13 protein-coding genes are annotated in these 15580 nt (G+C 71.2%); 6 read left to right on the plus strand and 7 right to left on the minus strand.

The genetic code is table 11. The features are described from left to right. Window positions 1-117: 117 nt before the first annotated feature. The 3 genes from OWR29_RS06850 (at window position 118) to OWR29_RS06860 (ending at window position 2506) form a co-directional block, all read left to right on the plus strand. Window positions 118-726 carry a GNAT family N-acetyltransferase gene (locus OWR29_RS06850; RefSeq protein WP_267561658.1) on the plus strand — a complete coding sequence of 203 codons (609 nt, stop codon included), beginning with the start codon at window positions 118-120 and terminating at the stop codon, window positions 724-726. An 18-nt stretch (window positions 727-744) separates the two neighbouring features. Then, on the plus strand, window positions 745-1842 hold the full coding sequence (locus OWR29_RS06855; protein ID WP_267561659.1) for a DNA glycosylase AlkZ-like family protein: 1098 nt from the start codon (window positions 745-747) through the stop codon (window positions 1840-1842). A gap of 352 nt (window positions 1843-2194) precedes the next feature. Then, window positions 2195-2506, plus strand: coding sequence for a DUF3040 domain-containing protein (locus OWR29_RS06860; protein ID WP_267561660.1), 312 nt, complete (start codon window positions 2195-2197; stop codon window positions 2504-2506). 319 nt (window positions 2507-2825) lie between these two features. On the opposite strand, the gene OWR29_RS06865 is transcribed toward OWR29_RS06860, so the two are convergent. From OWR29_RS06865 to OWR29_RS06885, 5 genes are all read right to left on the minus strand, one after another. Continuing rightward, window positions 2826-4070 (minus strand): bifunctional glycosyltransferase family 2/GtrA family protein, encoded by a 1245-nt coding sequence (locus tag OWR29_RS06865; protein WP_267561661.1) that lies wholly within the window; start codon window positions 4068-4070, stop codon window positions 2826-2828. A gap of 134 nt (window positions 4071-4204) precedes the next feature. Further along, entirely contained in the window at window positions 4205-6346 is a 2142-nt protein-coding gene (locus OWR29_RS06870; RefSeq protein ID WP_267561662.1) for an ArnT family glycosyltransferase, read from the minus strand. 52 nt (window positions 6347-6398) lie between these two features. Next, window positions 6399-7466, minus strand: a complete 1068-nt coding sequence (locus OWR29_RS06875; RefSeq protein WP_267561663.1) for a 3-deoxy-7-phosphoheptulonate synthase — start codon at window positions 7464-7466, stop codon at window positions 6399-6401. Between the two features lie 184 nt (window positions 7467-7650). Next, window positions 7651-9189: a sensor histidine kinase gene (locus tag OWR29_RS06880; RefSeq protein WP_267561664.1), complete on the minus strand. Its 1539-nt coding sequence runs from the start codon at window positions 9187-9189 to the stop codon at window positions 7651-7653. After that, a complete protein-coding gene (locus OWR29_RS06885; protein WP_267561665.1) occupies window positions 9167-9904 on the minus strand; it encodes a response regulator transcription factor in 738 nt (245 codons plus the stop codon). Before OWR29_RS06885 ends, OWR29_RS06880 begins: the two co-directional genes overlap by 23 nt. 130 nt (window positions 9905-10034) lie before the next feature. Between OWR29_RS06885 and OWR29_RS06890 the strand changes: the two genes are divergently transcribed. Continuing rightward, window positions 10035-10250 (plus strand): hypothetical protein, encoded by a 216-nt coding sequence (locus tag OWR29_RS06890; protein ID WP_267561666.1) that lies wholly within the window; start codon window positions 10035-10037, stop codon window positions 10248-10250. On the opposite strand, the gene OWR29_RS06895 is transcribed toward OWR29_RS06890, so the two are convergent. Continuing rightward, on the minus strand, window positions 10247-12421 hold the full coding sequence (locus OWR29_RS06895; RefSeq protein ID WP_267561667.1) for a hypothetical protein: 2175 nt from the start codon (window positions 12419-12421) through the stop codon (window positions 10247-10249). The genes OWR29_RS06890 and OWR29_RS06895 overlap by 4 nt on opposite strands. 129 nt (window positions 12422-12550) lie before the next feature. Here OWR29_RS06895 and OWR29_RS06900 point away from each other — a divergent pair, with 129 nt between their 5' ends. After that, window positions 12551-12922 (plus strand): tetratricopeptide repeat protein, encoded by a 372-nt coding sequence (locus OWR29_RS06900; protein WP_267561668.1) that lies wholly within the window; start codon window positions 12551-12553, stop codon window positions 12920-12922. A 10-nt stretch (window positions 12923-12932) separates the two neighbouring features. Continuing rightward, on the plus strand, window positions 12933-13217 hold the full coding sequence (locus OWR29_RS06905; RefSeq protein WP_267561669.1) for a Smr/MutS family protein: 285 nt from the start codon (window positions 12933-12935) through the stop codon (window positions 13215-13217). On the opposite strand, the gene OWR29_RS06910 is transcribed toward OWR29_RS06905, so the two are convergent. Next, window positions 13214-15556 (minus strand): M28 family peptidase, encoded by a 2343-nt coding sequence (locus OWR29_RS06910; RefSeq protein ID WP_267561670.1) that lies wholly within the window; start codon window positions 15554-15556, stop codon window positions 13214-13216. The two genes, OWR29_RS06905 and OWR29_RS06910, sit on opposite strands and share 4 nt — an antisense overlap. Between the last annotated feature and the right edge of the window lie 24 nt (window positions 15557-15580).

A 15580-nucleotide genomic window follows, 5' to 3' on the forward strand; every position in this document is an offset into this window, starting at 1 on the left:
CCGCGCTCCGGCCGTCATCGGTAGCGGGTATCCGACGTTTCGGGCATGACCAATCACTCACGGGCTTCATATCCTGCGCTACTGGCCGGAACCGGTCCTTACAGGCAGGATTCAATCATGGCCGTCAGCCGTCTTCCCTTCCCGCTCACACTGACGGGGGACGGCATCATCCTGCGCGAATGGCGCTCCGAAGACCTCGACGACCTGGTGCGCATGCTCGACGAGCCCGAAATCGCCCGGTGGTCGCCGATGCCCTCCCCGTTCGACGTCGAGGCCGGCATCGCGTACCTGAAACGCTGCTATCAGAATCGGGTCACCGGTCAGCGCATCCAGCTCGCGATCACCACCGACGGCGGCCGGCCCGTCGGTGAGGTGCTGCTCTTCGGGGTCGACCTCGGCCTGAGAGAAGCCGAACTGGGCTATCTGGTCGACGTCCACGAGCGCCGGCGCGGGCTCGCGTCGGGGGCGTTGTCAGTTCTTTCCCGGTACGCCCAAGACAGCCTCCACCTCGGTCGGCTTCTGCTGAGGATTGATCCGCGCAACGCGAGCAGCACCGCCGTGGCCCGGCGCTGCGGCTACCGGCTCACCGGCGAGGCGCCGATCCTGCAGGAGGGTCCGCACGGATCAAGCCGGCTGGACACGTGGGAGCTGGTGGAGGGCCAGTCCGACGGCCGCCGCGATCGGCAGAAAAATGTCGCAGCCCGGCGGTACGGTCGTCGCACCTAAGTTCCTCGAGGGGGTGCCGTGGTCAACGTCGACCGTGCCCAGGCAATGGCCTATCGGGTGGCCGCGCTGGGTCTCGCCGAGCGCAGCTCCGCCCGCCCGGCCGACCTGCCGGTTCTCGATCTGGGCGTGCAGGAATACACGCCCGGCTCGGCCCAGGTCGCGCTCACCGCGCGCACCAGCGCCGACCCTGCCGACGACCGTCTGATCACCGTCTGGGCCGCCCGCGGCGCCCCGCACCTGCATCGCCGGGCCGATCTCGCCGCCCTGGTCAAACAGTTGTGGCCGATCAGCGACGCCGACGCCGCGGCGCGCATCAAGAGCGGCCAGATCCCCGAGGGCATGAAGCTCGGCGTCGAGGCCTTCCGGGTCACCGCCGAGGCCTTTCGCGAGGTCGTGCACGAGCCGATGCCCCGCGGCGAGGTCAGCACCCAGGTAAGCAAGCGGGTGCCCCGCGCCCTCACCTACGACTGCCGCAGCTGCCAGGCCCGGCACATCGCCGGCAACGTGTGGCAGCATTCCGGCCTGCCCGGCGGCGTCGAGGTCCAGTCCCGCGGCCGCGACGCCATGCTGGGCCCGATTCCCGACGCGCCGCCCCTCCCGACCGAGAACGAGGGCATCGACGAGCTGATCCTCACTTACCTGCGCTTCCTGGGCCCCGCCGGCCCGCTCGAGGTGGGCAAATACCTGGGCAGTTCCACAGCCGAGATGAAATCCGTCTGGCCCACCGACCGCCTGACCGAGGTCACCGTCGAGGGCCGCAAAGCCTGGCTCCCCACCGATGCCGTCAAGGCGCTGAAGTCCGCGTCCCCCACCCCCGGCGCCCGTTTCGTCCCACCGATGGACCAACTACTCCAGGCTCGCGACCGCGACGTCCTGGTGCCCGACCGCGCTCACCAGAAAGAGATCTGGCGCACCCTCGGCAACCCCGGCGCCCTCCTGCTGGACGGCGAAATCACCGGCGTCTGGCGAGCCAAAATGTCCGCCCGCAAACGGGTCGACCTCACCATCACCACATTCGGCGCCATCCCCGCCTCGCGCCGCAAACAGATCGAAAAGGAAGCCGCCGAGGTCGCCCGAGCCCGCGAAGTCCCCGAAGCCACCCTCACCTTCGACTAGCCACCCACCACCGCGAACCGGCTGCTTCTGCAACTCCCGCGCCCGCGAAGTCTCGCCGCGCGAGCGGAAACGTTGGCTGGTCTCGAGGGTGTGCTTCTTCCGGGTCGTTTGGCCTTGGCGGCGATCTCTGGTTCGGGATGTCGTGGGAGTGCAACCGGGCGAAGGCGATGACGCGTCCACTGGATGGGATCGGAAGTGCCTGGTTGGGGTCGTGCGGATGCGGGTCGTCCCGGGTTGTGGGCGTCCCGGAATTCTGGTGGTATCCGGAAGGCAACGTGTGAGTAACAATGGCATTGATCGGAGTGCGTGCCGTCCGACTGAGTGTGGCCGCGGCCCGACCGGAGGTGGCGACATGTTGAGCAGGGAAGACAGCCGACGCCTGGCGCAGCTCGAGCGTCAGCTCCGTCGTGACGACCCGGAGTTCTGCGCCCGCATGACCAGCGGCCGGCTCGAGCCGCCGCGTCCCAGACGTCCTTCCCTCTCGCTGATACTCACGGCCGTCGTCATCTGGATCGCCGCCCTGATCCTCGGCGTCCTCGGCTGGTGGATCGCCGCCGCCGCTTCCGCTTTCTTCGCCACCGTGGTCATCGCGGCCGCCGTCCTCCGCCGCCCACCCGGTCGCCCCCGCCGCATAACCCCCGACCAACTCCCACCAGACCTCTAGCCCCGTCACCGAGGCTCGACGCCGCTACGCACGGTCGTCGGCGCGAGACGAGCTGCACTGCTTGCGCGCCGCCGGCTCCGGGTGGGGCGAGGCGATACGTGCCGTCTTGTGCACGGCCAGACATGCGTTTGAGGCGGGATGTGTCGTCTTGCGCTGGGCGGGTCGCATTCGCAGTGGGCCTTGCGCTTGCCGTCGACCGAGCAGCGGCGCTGAGGATGCGGCCGGTGGTGGACGCGACCTCGGCAGCGCACGGGTTCTGATCGGGCGGGCTGGGAGATGCCGCCGAGTGGACGGCGCCTGCGTCGGTAGACGCGTCTGGTCAGGTGGTGGCTTCGGCGGGGTCGGGGGTTCGGGAGCGGAAGACCCAGATGCGTAGCAGGAGGAAGCGGACGGCGGTGGCCAGCAGGTTTGCTGCGATCAGGACGGCCAGTTCCACCGGCTTGGCGGGAGCCGAGTGCAAAGCGCCCAGGAGGGCCAGGGCTCCGCTGGTCAGGGCCAGGCCTATGCCGAAGACGATCAAGCCCTGGGTCTGGTGGCGCCAGGCGCCGTCGTTTCCCCGTACGTTGAAAGTCAGGCGGCGGTTGGCGGCGGTGTTCGCAATCGCAGTGAGCAGCAGGGCCGCGAAGTTTGCCCACTGGGGACCGACGCCCAGGCGGAACAGGGCGTAGAGGGCCAGGTAGGCCAGGGTGCTGGCCACGCCCACGGCGGCGAAGCGGATCAGCTGGCCGGTCAGGCCCGCGGGTACGCCGGCCACCGGAAGGGGGTCGCGGCCCAGCTGGTCGCGGAGGGCGGCCAGCGGCAGCTTGCCGGAGCCGAAGGCGCGCAGCAGGCGCACGATGCCCTTCAGGTCGGCCACGGCCGTGGCGACGATGTCGACTCGGCTGTCGGGGTCGTCCACCCAGTCGACCGGGACCTCGTGGATGCGCAGGCCGGCCCGTTCGGCCAGCACCAGCATCTCGGTGTCGAAGAACCAGCCGGTGTCCTCGACCATCGGCAGCAGGCGGGCGGCCACGTCCGACCGGATGGCCTTGAAGCCGCACTGGGCGTCGGAGAACCGTGCGGCCAGGGTGCCGCGCAGGATCAGGTTGTAGCTGCGGGAGATGAACTCGCGCTTGGCGCCGCGGACGACCCGGGAGCCGCGGGCCAGGCGGGAGCCGATCGCCAGGTCCGAGTGGCCGCTGATCAGCGGCGCCACCAGCGGGAGCAGCGCGCCCAGGTCGGTCGACAGGTCGACGTCCATGTAGGCCAGCACCGCCGCGTCCGACTGGGTCCAGACGTACTTGAGGGCGCGGCCCCGGCCCTTCTCGGCCAGCCGCACCGATGCGACCTCGGGCAGGTCGTACGCGAGCCGGCCGGCCACCTCGGGGGTCGAGTCGGTGCTCGCGTTGTCGGCGATCGTGATGCGGAAGCGGTAGGGAAACGAGGCTTCCAGGTACGCATGCAGGCGCCGCACACACGGCTCGAGGTCGATCTCTTCGTTGTAGACCGGGACGACCACGTCGAGCACCGGCGAATCGAATCGGGTCGGGGCCGCGGCGTGCGCCGGCTGCGTCGAAAGGCTCATGCCCCAACGATGATCGCGCGGCTTAAGCGCGCTTTGTGGCCGCACTGTGTCTCGCCTGTGAACCCATGGCCTGCACAAAAGGGATCGGCCGGCTCCCTCGGGAGCCGGCCGATCGTGGGGGTGGTGAGTGGTGGTCAGGCGGTGGTGCCGGTCTGCTGGGTCAGGTCGTAGACCGTGGTGTTGCCGACCGTCTGGGCGGTGAAGTTCTCGGAGACCCAGGTGGCGATCTCGGAGCTGGCGCTGCTGCCGCCCGAGCTGCCGCGGCCGCCGCCGAAGCCGCCTCCGCCGATGAAGTAGTGGATCTTGCCTTCGGCCACGTACTGCTGGAACTGGGTGAGGGTGGGGGACGGGTCGCTGCCGTTGAAGCCGCCGACTGCCATCACCGGGTCGCCGGTCGCCAGTTGATAGCCGGACGCGTTCTGGGAGCCGACCGCGGCGGCCACCCAGGTGTACTGGTCGGCGTCGGCCTCGAGCAGGGCCTTCATCTCGTCGCTGACCGTCGCGGCGTCGAGCAGGCCGCCCATGCCACCGCCCCGCATCCCGCCGCCGTTGCCGCGGCCGCCGAAACCGCCGCCGTTTTGTCCAGTCCCGCCGGTGCCGGTTCCGCCGTTGGTGCCGCCGGGGAAGCCCCCGCCCGGGAAGCCCTGAGCACCGCCTCCTTGAGTGCCGCCACCCTGCGTACCGCCGGGGAAGTTGCCCTGACCACCACCGCCCGGGAAACCCTGACCGCCGCCCGGGAAGCCACCCCGACCACCGCGGCCGGGCCCTCCGCCACCGAAGCCGCCACCCGACACGGCCGGCCCCGCCGAAGGAATGGACCCCGAATGACCCTCCGACGCCGTCTGCACCGCGTACGCAGCCGGACCGGCCAGCACCGCGGCCAGCGAAACCCCCGCCGCCAGCGCAGCAACCCGAGCCGGCAGGCGAAGGGCGCCCAGCAGCGCGACCGCCCCCACGATCCCGCCGATCAGCACCACCCACCGCAGCCACGGCAGGAAGTCGGCACTGCGCGCCAGCAGGTGGTACGACCACCAGGCCGTGACCCCGACCGCCACCGCCAGCACGACTCGGCCTAGCAAGCGACTGCGCCAGAGCAGCATCGCTCCCATGCCGACCACCGCGCCGACCGCCGGCGCCAGCGCCACCGTGTAGTACGCGTGGAAGATGCCCTGCATGAAGCTGAACACCAGCCCGGTGATCAGCAGCCAGCCGCCCCACAGGATCAGCCCGGCTCGCTCCCGGTCCGTACGCGCTCGCCGTGCCGTGACGGCCAGGCTGCCCACCAGCACGATCAGCGCCGCCGGCAGCAGCCACGAGATCTGCCCGCCCTGCGAGCTGTCGAACATGCGGGTCAGCCCGGTCGAGCCCCACATGCCTCCGCCGCCGCCGAAGCCACCGCCTCCGCCGCCGACGCTGCCGGTCTCGTCGCCGTTGAGCCGGCCGAGCCCGTTGTAGCCCAGCGTCAGCTCGAGAATGCTGTTGTTCTGCGAGCCGCCGATGTACGGCCGCATCGACGCCGGCACCAGTTCGACGATCGCGATGTACCACCCGGCCGAGACGACCAGCGCCACCCCGGAGAGCAGCAGCTGCCCGATGCGCTTGCCCAGCTTGGGCGGGCCGGCCACCAGGTAGGCCAGCGCGAACGCCGGCACCACGAGCAGCGCCTGCAGCATCTTGGCCAGAAAGCCGAAGCCGACGAAGACGCCGGCCAGCATGATCCACTTGGTCGAGCCGTTCTCGATGGCCCGTACGGTCGCGTAGGCGCCCGCCACCATCAGCAGCACGAGCAGCGCGTCCGGGTTGTTGAACCGGAACATCAGCACTGCGATCGGGGTGAGGGCGAGCACCGCCCCCGCGATCAGCCCGGCCACCGGGCCGTACCAGCGCTTCACCGTGGCGAAGAGCAGGCCCACGCTGGCCACGCCCATGAGCGCCTGCGGCACCAGGATGCTCCAGGAGTTGACCCCGAAGATCCGGGCCGACAGCGCCATCACCCACAGGGCGGCCGGCGTCTTGTCGACCGTGATTGAGTTGGCCGCGTCCGACGAGCCGAAGAAGAACGCCTTCCAGCTTTCCGAGCCGGCCTGCACGGCGGCCGAGTAGAAGGCGTTGGCCCAGCCGTTCTTGTTCAGTCCCCAGATGTAGAGCACACCCGTGATCAGCAGCAACGCCAGCAGGGCCGGGCGCACCCAGACCGGGTCGGCGGCGCGGCGGGCCGGCGGGGGCGGCGGCAGATCGGGCGCCACCGGGGGAGGGACGGGCAACGTCGTGGTCATGGAACCCAGATTCGGCGCTGCCCCTGTCCCGCCGTTATGCCGACCCTGTGGCCTAGCTGTGAGTCCGGCGCTTGGCCGAGGCCGTGGCCAGCCGCTCCAGCACGGCCACGGTCGGGTCCCAGCCCATGCAGGCGTCGGTCACCGATTGCCCGTACGTGAGTTCGCCCCCCAAGTTCTGTCGGCCTGGCACGAGGAAGCTCTCGAGCATGACACCGCTGATGCCGCGCTGCCCGGCCTCCATCTGCGTGGCGACGTCGTCGGCCACCAGGGGCTGGCGCAGGTGGTCCTTGCCGCTGTTGCCGTGCGAGCAGTCGATCACCAGTCGCTCCGGCAGTTCGGCCTTGCGCAGCAGCTCGAGCGCGCCGGCCACGTCTTGCGCGCTGTAGTTGGGCTTGCCGCCGCCCCCGCGCAGCACCAGGTGGGTGTCCGGGTTGCCGGTGGTGTGCAGGATGGCCGGGGTGCCGGAGTAGTCGATGCCGGGGAAGACGTGCGGCACCTCGGCCGCCTGGATGGCGTCGATGGCGGTGGCGATGCTGCCGTCGGGCCGGTTTTTCATGCCGATCGGCATCGAGAGGCCGGAGGCCAGCTGCCGGTGGACCTGCGATTCGACCGTACGGGCCCCGATCGCACCCCAGGCCACGGTGTCCGCGATGTACTGCGGGGTGATGGGGTCGAGGAATTCGACGGCGGTCGGCAGGCCGCGGCCGACGATCTCGAGCAGCAGCTTGCGGGCGATGCGCAGGCCGGTGCCGACGTCGCCGGTGCCGTCCAGGGCGGGGTCGTTGATCAGACCCTTCCAGCCGACGGTGGAGCGCGGCTTCTCGAAGTAGACCCGCATGACGATCAGCAGGTCGTCGGCGAAGCGCGCGGCCGCTGTCGACAGCAGCGACGCGTACTCGCCGGCGGCGGCCGGGTCGTGCACCGAGCACGGGCCGACCACGACGAGCAGCCGCGGATCTCGGTGATTGAGGACGTCCTCGACCTGGCGGCGGCCGTCGAGCACGGTGTCGTGCAACTCGCTGGTCAGCGGCAGCTCGTGGTGCAGCAGGGCCGGGCTCATCAGCGGCACGACCTTCTCGATGCGCTGGTCACGAACGCGCTGGACCTCGGGGGCAGTCACGGTGGGTCTCCACTCCTGACGCCGGCGCCCACGGTGAGAGCCGGCGGCAAACAAAAAGGCAGCGACGTCGTGTCGCTGCCCGGGCCGGCTCTGGCGGGGTGTCTCAGGTCATGGCTGAGGCACCGGCGGGAGCCGGCCCACTAAACCACGAATACCAGCGAGACATGTGGGCCAGCATAGCGCCTCAGTTCGGCGGTGGAGCGATCTGGGCGAACTGCTCAGCTGATGGGACGGCGTGCCCCAGTGGCAGCACGACCGTGAAGACCGTCCGGCCGGGGCGGCTTTCGACCGACACGCCGCCGCCGTGCGCGGTGACCACGGCGTGCACGATCGACAGGCCGAGTCCGGTGCTGCCGGCCGCCCGCGACCGGGAGCTGTCGCCGCGGGCGAAGCGCTCGAAGATGTGCGGCTGCAGCTCGGCCGGGATGCCCGGACCGGCGTCCTCGACCCGCAGCACGGCCGCGCCGCCTTCCGACGTGACCCCGACCGTGACCGTGGTGCCCTCGGGTGTGTGGGTGCGCGCGTTGGCCAGCAGGTTGGCCAGCACCTGGTGCAGCCGGGCGCCGTCGCCGATCACCACCACCGGCTCCTCGGGCAGATCGAGCTGCCAGTTGTGGCGCGGGCCGGCCGCGTGGGCGTCGCTGACCGTGTCGACGACCAGCATGCTGAGGTCGACCGGGTCGTGCCCGAGCGGGCGGCCGGCGTCCAGGCGGGCCAGCAGCAGCAGGTCTTCGACGAGCCCGGTCATCCGCTGAGCCTCGGACTCGACGCGGCCGAGCACGTGGGCGATCTCGTCGGAGACGGGGGCCCGGCTGCGGCGGCTCAGTTCGGCGTACCCGCGAATGGCGGCCAGCGGGGTGCGCAGCTCGTGGCTGGCGTCGGCCACGAACTGGCGTACCTGCATCTCGCTGGCATGCCGGGCCTCGAGCGCGTTGCCGACGTGGTCGAGCATCTGGTTGAGCGCGGCGCCGACCTGGCCCACCTCGGTACGGGGGTCGGTGTCGCGCTCGGGCACGCGCTGGGCCAGTTGCACCTCGCCGCGATCGAGCCGCAGCTCGGAGACTTTGGTCGCGGTCGCGGCCACTCTGTCCAGCGGGGCCAGCGTACGGCGGACGATGAGCGCCCCGGCCCATCCGGCGATCCCTATCGCGATGAGCACGGCGCCGCCCGTGACCAGCGCGACGCGGAGCAGCGTGAAGTTCGTGTTCTTGAGCGAGAGCGCCACGACCCTCGTCTCGCCGCTGTCGGTGGTCAGCGCGACGACGCGGAACGAGCCGTAGCCGTCGAGGGTGATGTCGCTCTTGGTGCCGTCGGCCGGGACGGCGGTGAGCTCGGCCTGGGCGGCGTCGCTGAGGGGCTCGTACGCGAGCACGGCGTAGCCGTCGTCCTCGGCGGTCACGATGAGGCCGCCGCTGACGGCCGTCGGGACCGTGTAGGTGATGCCGATCGAGCCCGGTTCCGCCCCGCCGAACGGGCGATCCCGGTTGAACGACGGCGGCGGGCCGCCACTGCCCCGGCTGTGGAACGGGTTGCTGGTCTGGTCGAGCTTGGCGTCGAGCTGCGTGTAGAGCGTGTTGCGCAGGAAGAAGTAGGCCGTGCCGCCGACCGCGAGCCCGAGGACCGTGAGCAGGACGATGATGATGGCCACGATCCGGGTGCGCAGCGGCCAGCCGGCCGGGCTGCGCCAGCGGGCCGGGTGCTCAGTCGGCGGGCTTGAGGACATAGCCGGCTCCGCGCATCGTGTGGATCATCGGTGAGCGGCCCGCGTCGATCTTCTTCCGCAGGTACGAGATGTAGAGCTCGACCACGTTGGCCTGACCACCGAAGTCGTAGTTCCAGACCCGGTCGAGGATCTGGCTCTTGCTCAGCACCCGGCGCGGGTTGCGCATCAGATAGCGCAGCAGCTCGAACTCGGTGGCCGTGAGCGTGACCAGGTCGCCGCCGCGGCGCACCTCGTGGCTGTCCTCGTCGAGGGTGAGGTCGCCGACGATCAGCTGCGAGTCGGTGCGCATGGGGGAGTGGCCCATCCGGCGCATCAGGCCGCGCAGCCGGGCCACGACTTCTTCCAGGCTGAACGGCTTGGTCACGTAGTCGTCGCCGCCGGCTGTCAGCCCGGTGACCCGGTCTTCCACCGAGTCTTTGGCGGTGAGGAACAGCACCGGCACCTCGGGGGTCTCGCCCCGCAGCCGGCGCAGCACCTCAAGCCCGTCGATGTCGGGCAGCATCATGTCGAGGACGACGGCGTCGGGGCGGAAGTCGCGGGCGGTGCGCACGGCGGTCTGCCCGTCGCCCGCGCTCTTGACGTCCCAGCCCTCGTAGCGCAGGGCCATCGAAAGGAGCTCGGCCAGCGTCGGCTCGTCGTCGACCACGAGGACCCGGACGGGACCCCCGTCGGGCCGGCGCAGGTCGGTGCTGGAATCTGAGTTCGCCATCGTCATGCCCCTACTGTCGTGGGCCACGCTATGCGCTTGCTTTCCCGTTCCTGTGTACCAGCTGTGATTCCGGCTCACAGAAAACGCAGAAAAGGAGCACAGCCGACTGACACCGTACGCCGTGATCGTGGTGGTCATGACGACGACGAAGCACCTGACGACGAGCTGGCAGCGGCGCACCCGGATCGCGGCCCTGGGCGCCGCGCTGGCCGTGGCGGCGACCTTCGGCCCGGGCACGCTGGGGACCACCCGCCTCGGCGCGAGCGAGGTGGCCGGCTACGCGACAGTGACCGCGGCCGACACCATCACCGCCACCCCGGTGCTGGCCGGAGTCGCCTCGGCCGGGAGCTAGCTGGTAACCACGAGGGCCGCGTCCCGCAGTTCCGCCGCGCCCTGCTTGAGGCGTTCGGTGTAGTACGGGCGGTTCCAGTTCGACCAGCGCACCTGCCCGACCGCCTGGTCGGTGCCCGACGCCGTGAACGACACGGTCACGCCGGGGCTGACCTGCGTGGTGAGCTTGCCGTTCTTCGGTACGCCGACCCGCCGCGCCGAGGGGTCGGCGAACCCCAGCAGGGCCCATGGGACCCGTACGGTCAGGTCGTCGCCGTCGATCTGCCAGAGCGCACGACTGTCGGCCTGGTCGTCGGCGGGATCCCAGGACCCGTGCCGCAGCCGGCCGGCGTTCTGCAGCTCGACCGGCAGCTTGGCTCCCGTTCCGGGAACCGTGAGCGCGCGGTTGACGACCAGCTCGAAGGGCTTCCAGCCGTTCGGCGCGGGACCACGGTCGGCCGCCGGCACGGTGAAGTCCAGCCGCATCGGGTCGAGCTGATTGCGGACGTACGCCTGACCGCTCTGCCCGACGAGGTTGAGCGCGAGGACAGCGTCCGGCCGGCGGTCACTGCTGCCCGGCATCGGCGCGCCGCTCACACCGGGCAGGACGTCGAACGAGACCATCATCGAGCCCGGCTTGGAGTCGCCCAGCTTCGCGGTCAGGCGCAGATACTCCTCGTCGACCCGGGCCGTGACCTCGCGGGCCGGCCACCCGTCGGAGTCGAGCAGGCGCTGCTCGCCGGCATCGGGCGCGCCGTCGGCGTCCATCGCGAGCAGCCCGAAATGCTGCTCGTTGGTGAGCGGGTCGTGCCAGAGCTGCCGCCGCGCCGGGTCCTGCTGCCCGGCCGTGTTCCAGGTGTAGCGGTACCACTCGTCGGCCCAGCTGTAGACGAACCCGCCGCCCAGCTTCTGGTCCTTCATCATCCGCAGCAGCTCGGCGTTGATCCGCATCGCGTCCTGCTCGCTGTGGTCGCCCTGCGAGCGGCCCAGCGGCGCGTTGTGGGCGGAGCCGATCGACGACGGCACGCCGAACTCGGTGATCAGGGTCGGCATCGTGGCGTGATGCCGGCGCAGATCGGCCAGGTATCCCGCGTACGGGTCGGAATGCCCCTCGTAGTCGTAGTTGATCAGGGCCGGCTCGTGCCGCAGGAAGTCCGGGTAGAACGGGTACGCGTGGTAGCTGGCGAACGTCCCGGCCGGCCAGTCCGCCGTGGGCAGCACGTGGTTGGCGTCGATCGGGAGCAGATCCTCCTGCGGCAGGGGCTCCTGCGGGTGGCGCAGCGGATCCGTGGTCGGCCAGTTCACAAAGGCGATCGGCTGGCTCACGCCGTGCTTGGCCACGTATCCGGCCAGGTCGTTCATGCGGGCGGCGAGCCAGCGCTCGGTCGGCGTCGACTTGGGCGTGTTCCGGAAGTAGCGGCCGGTGAACCGGGGCGCCGAGGCGTTACGCCGGTCCGAGGCGGCGGCCGCGCCCGGGTCGATCTCGCGGCCGATGATCCAGCCGGCCAGCCACGGGGTGACGTCGGTCGTCCAGGCCCCGCCGACCTGCCCGAACGTGGCCTGCCGGGTGAGGTCGCCGCTCACCGCCTTCGCGGCCGCCTGCAGTTCCCGGCGGAAGGCGTCGGTGAACGGCTTGTCGAACAGGTTGCGCTTCTTCACGTACGTCTCGTCGGGCAGCCGCACGCCCTGAACGAAATAGAGCGGGCGCTCCGGATTGGCCTGGTTCCAGGCGGCCAGCTGCTCGTAGAACGCGGGCGGGTGGATCTCGTAGATCCGCACCACGCGCAGCCCCAGCCAGCTCATGGCCGCGAACCAGGCCCGGTACTGCGCGGCCGAGATGGCCCCCTCGCCGGGCAGGTGGCCCGGCGTGGTGTCGCCGAGGTCGACGCCGGGCAGGAAGGTGCGGTCACCCCCGGCCGTGTGCAGCTGGAAGTCCTGCCCGTCGGTGCTGGCCACCATCTTCAGCCCGTCGGCCGTGCGCGGCGCCGGCGCCCACGAGGTGCCCAGGGGCGGTGACGGGATCTCCCGCATGCCCGCGATCAGGAACGCGGGCGAGGTCAGCGCGGGCGCCGCCGTGCCGCCGGCCAGCAACAGGCACAGGCCGAGCACGAAGACGCCGATCACGGTCGCCCTGAATCGCCCGGACCGCGGACGGGCCGGCGCGGTCACCAGATGGCTCGGAAAGTCCCCCACGCAGGCATTGTCTGACGACTGAGTTGCCGTATGAGCCGTTTTGTCGGGAAGCTTGGATCATCGGAACACTCGCCGTTGGCGCGTTGTTGTGCCAGCGTTAGAGAGGCCGCCGAGATGAGGAGCACGCACGTGGATCTTCTCGAGGAGTACCGCCGAGCCACCTTCTTCTTCGAGTCCGGGGATCCTCTCGGTGCGTCCCGCCTGCTCGAGCCGATAGTCGAGGCCGAGCCGCACAACACGGCCGTGCGCCAGCTGCTGGCCCGCGCCTACTTCAACTCGGCCCAGCTCACCAAGGCCGAGGAGCAGTTGCGCAGCCTGATCGAGCACGACCCGTCCGACCACTACGCCCACCACGTGCTGGGCCGCACGCTCGAGCGGGGCGGCCGGTTCCGCGAGGCCCTGCCGCACCTGCGCCTGGCCGCCGCGATGAACCAGCAGTCCGACTATCAGGAAGCCCTGCACCGGGCCGAGCAATGGCTCGGCAAGGCCGAGAGCGCATAAGGTCAGAAACGTGAAGCTGAAGCTCGACCTGCACGACATCTTCAACAAGGGCACCGAGATCGACCGTGCGCTGCGCGGGATCATCGACGAGGCCGTGCAGAAGAAGGCCAGCACGGTCGAGATCATCCCGGGCAAGGGCAGCGGCGCGCTCAAGAAGAAGGTGCTGCGCTTCCTCGACCAGAAAGAGATCAAGCAGCTCTATCACCGGGTCGAGAAGGACGGCGACAACTGGGGCCGGCTCTTCGTGCACTTCAAGCACAACGAGTCGACCGGCCGCCGCGGCCGCGGGCGCTAGAACTCGTAGGTCTTGGCCACCGCCAGCATCTCGCTGGTGTGCGAGCCCACGATGCCGACGCCGCTCGGCCGGGGCTGGAAGCCGGGCACTTCGCTCAGCCCGTCGCTGGCGTCCATGGCCCGGAACTTCACCGGGCCGGCGGCCTGCAGGGTCAGCTCGACCTCGATGCCGTCGGCCGGCGGGGCGTGAAAGGCGAAGCCGAAGTTCGGCGAGTGCACCGGCACCGGCCGGCCCTCGACCGTGGCCGACCCGACCTTCACGTCGCCCGGCACGTGCAGGGTGACCAGGCGGGCCGCGCGCTGAGGCCGCAGGCGCAGCGTCATCGTGCGGGTGTCGCCCGAGCGGGTGTCCGACTCGACCGTGAGCTGCGGCGCGGGCAGGTCGGCGGCTGGCGCCTCGCCGGTGCGCACCTCTTCGGGGCCGAAGGCCGGCATCGTGTCGTCGATCCGGTGCCGGTCGCCCGAGACGAACTGACCGGTCCACTGCTGGACGGCGGACTCGTCGCTGATCCAGCGGGCGGTGCCGTCGCCGGCGTCCATCGCGTACATGAGCTGGGTCAGGGCGGGCCGGTCGTTGGTGAAGCGGTCGGTCGCGAGGCCGGCGGCCGCCAGCACCAGCACGGCCACCAGGGCGGCCAGGGTGGGCAGAGCGCCCCGCCGGCGGCTGCGCAGCGCCTCGACGCCGCGCTGACCGCCCGCCACCGGGTGGATCAGGTCGATCACCGGGAGCAGGGCCAGCCCGAGCAGCACGGTGAGGAAGGCGCCGGCCGCGCCCAGGCCCATGCCCAGCGCCGGGAAGAGCATGACGACCGTCGGCAGCAGGATGACCGTCGCCACCGCGCCGCCGAGCGTCACCGCGAGCACCGGCAGCCAGCCCCGGGTGACCACCGCGACCAGGCCGGCCAGCGCACCGGCCAGAGCGGGCAGGGCGGCCAGATAGGAACCGCCGGGCACGACCGCAGCGAGCACCACGCCCAGCACGGCCAGCCAGCCCAGCCCCGCGATGGCCAGGGCGGCCGGGCCGAGGCGGCGGCGGAGCAGCGCGAACCAGCCGATCACGACGGCCGCGGTCAGGACGACGACGGCTGCCCGATAGAAGCCGGGCCGGTACGGGTCGATCGGCATCGCGGCGTACTCGGGCCGGATCAGGGTGATCAGGAACCACAGCGCCTGGGCCAGCACCGGGGCGAGCACGATCGGCACGAGGGTCAGCACGCCCGCCTTGAGCAGCCGCCGCCCGCCGGTCAACCGCCGCCGACGGGCGACCCAGGCCAGCGCGGCGACGGCGAGCAGGGCCAGGACGGCGATCGGCCAGACCAGCGAGCCGGGGTAGCGCACGAGGAAGCCGGGCGCGGGGAAGTAGGTCGCGTCCTCACCGCCGGTCACCTTCAGCTCGGCGATGTCACGTCCGCCCAGCTCACGGACGACGGCGAGGGTGTTGTCGCCGTGGTGCTGCAGGCTGCCGCGGTCCATCGCCGAGGGCAGGTCGGTCGGCCCGTGATAGACCGCCGCGCCGTCGATGTAGGCCGCGTTCAGCCCGGCGAAGCCCGACTTGCGGAACGGGGTGAAGTCGGTGTCGTTGGACATGATCCGGTAGATCTCGACCGCGAACGACGTGCCCACCGGCTTGACCGCGTGGCTGTACGCCGCGACCAGCTTGCTGTTGCCGGCCGAGGTCTCGAACATGATCGCCGGGCCGCTGCTGCCGCGCGCCTCGAGGTTGAGCACCACGCCGCCGTCGCGGGCCAGCGGGTGCTGGTCGACGAAGGCCTTGGCCCCGCACAGGCAGGCCTCTTCGCCGTCGGTGAGCACCAGAACCACGTCGTTGCGCAGGCGAGGAGAGGCGAGCAGGGCGCGGGCCGTCTCGAGGACGGCCGAGGTGCCGGCCGCGTCGTCGTTGCCGCCCGGGCCGACCTGCACCGAGTCGTAGTGGGCGACCAGGAAGATGCGGCCGGTGGAGCCGGTGCCGGGGATCGTGGCGATCACGTTGCGCACCCGGGCCAGGCTGGCCCCGCCCGCGCTGGCCGAGAGACCGGCGCCCTCGATCGACACCGTGTCCTGCACCTCGGGGGTCAGGCCGAGGCCGCGCAGGGTGGTGAGGAGGTGCTCGCGCACCTCGTCGTTCGCGGGGCTGCCGACCGGGTGGGGGCGGGTGGCGATCGCCTGGACCTGGCCGAAGGCGCGCTCGGCGCTGAACTCGGTGGCCGGGGCCGAGGCGGGGCGCGCGGACGGCGGCCGGATGGCCCACAGGCCGGCCAGCCCGGCCAGGATCAGCACGACGACGGCGAGGGCGGCGGCCGGAGCCCGGCGGGCCGGGTCGGTGATCGCGGGAGCGCGCATGGGTGTATCTAAGCGGCTGGGTAC

This window comes from Paractinoplanes pyxinae (assembly GCF_026626335.1).
Lineage (GTDB): Bacteria > Actinomycetota > Actinomycetes > Mycobacteriales > Micromonosporaceae > Actinoplanes > Actinoplanes pyxinae.

Excerpts from the sequence above, each read along its gene's own strand:
- OWR29_RS06850 (WP_267561658.1), top strand. The coding sequence starts at position 118 with ATGGCCGTCAGCCGTCTTCCCTTCCCGCTCACACTGACGGGGGACGGC.
- OWR29_RS06890 (WP_267561666.1), top strand. The coding sequence starts at position 10,035 with ATGACGACGACGAAGCACCTGACGACGAGCTGGCAGCGGCGCACCCGG.
- OWR29_RS06885 (WP_267561665.1), bottom strand. The coding sequence starts at position 9,904 with ATGACGATGGCGAACTCAGATTCCAGCACCGACCTGCGCCGGCCCGAC.
- OWR29_RS06860 (WP_267561660.1), top strand. The coding sequence starts at position 2,195 with ATGTTGAGCAGGGAAGACAGCCGACGCCTGGCGCAGCTCGAGCGTCAG.
- OWR29_RS06870 (WP_267561662.1), bottom strand. The coding sequence starts at position 6,346 with ATGACCACGACGTTGCCCGTCCCTCCCCCGGTGGCGCCCGATCTGCCG.
- OWR29_RS06910 (WP_267561670.1), bottom strand. The coding sequence starts at position 15,556 with ATGCGCGCTCCCGCGATCACCGACCCGGCCCGCCGGGCTCCGGCCGCC.
- OWR29_RS06865 (WP_267561661.1), bottom strand. The coding sequence starts at position 4,070 with ATGAGCCTTTCGACGCAGCCGGCGCACGCCGCGGCCCCGACCCGATTC.
- OWR29_RS06880 (WP_267561664.1), bottom strand. The coding sequence starts at position 9,189 with ATGTCCTCAAGCCCGCCGACTGAGCACCCGGCCCGCTGGCGCAGCCCG.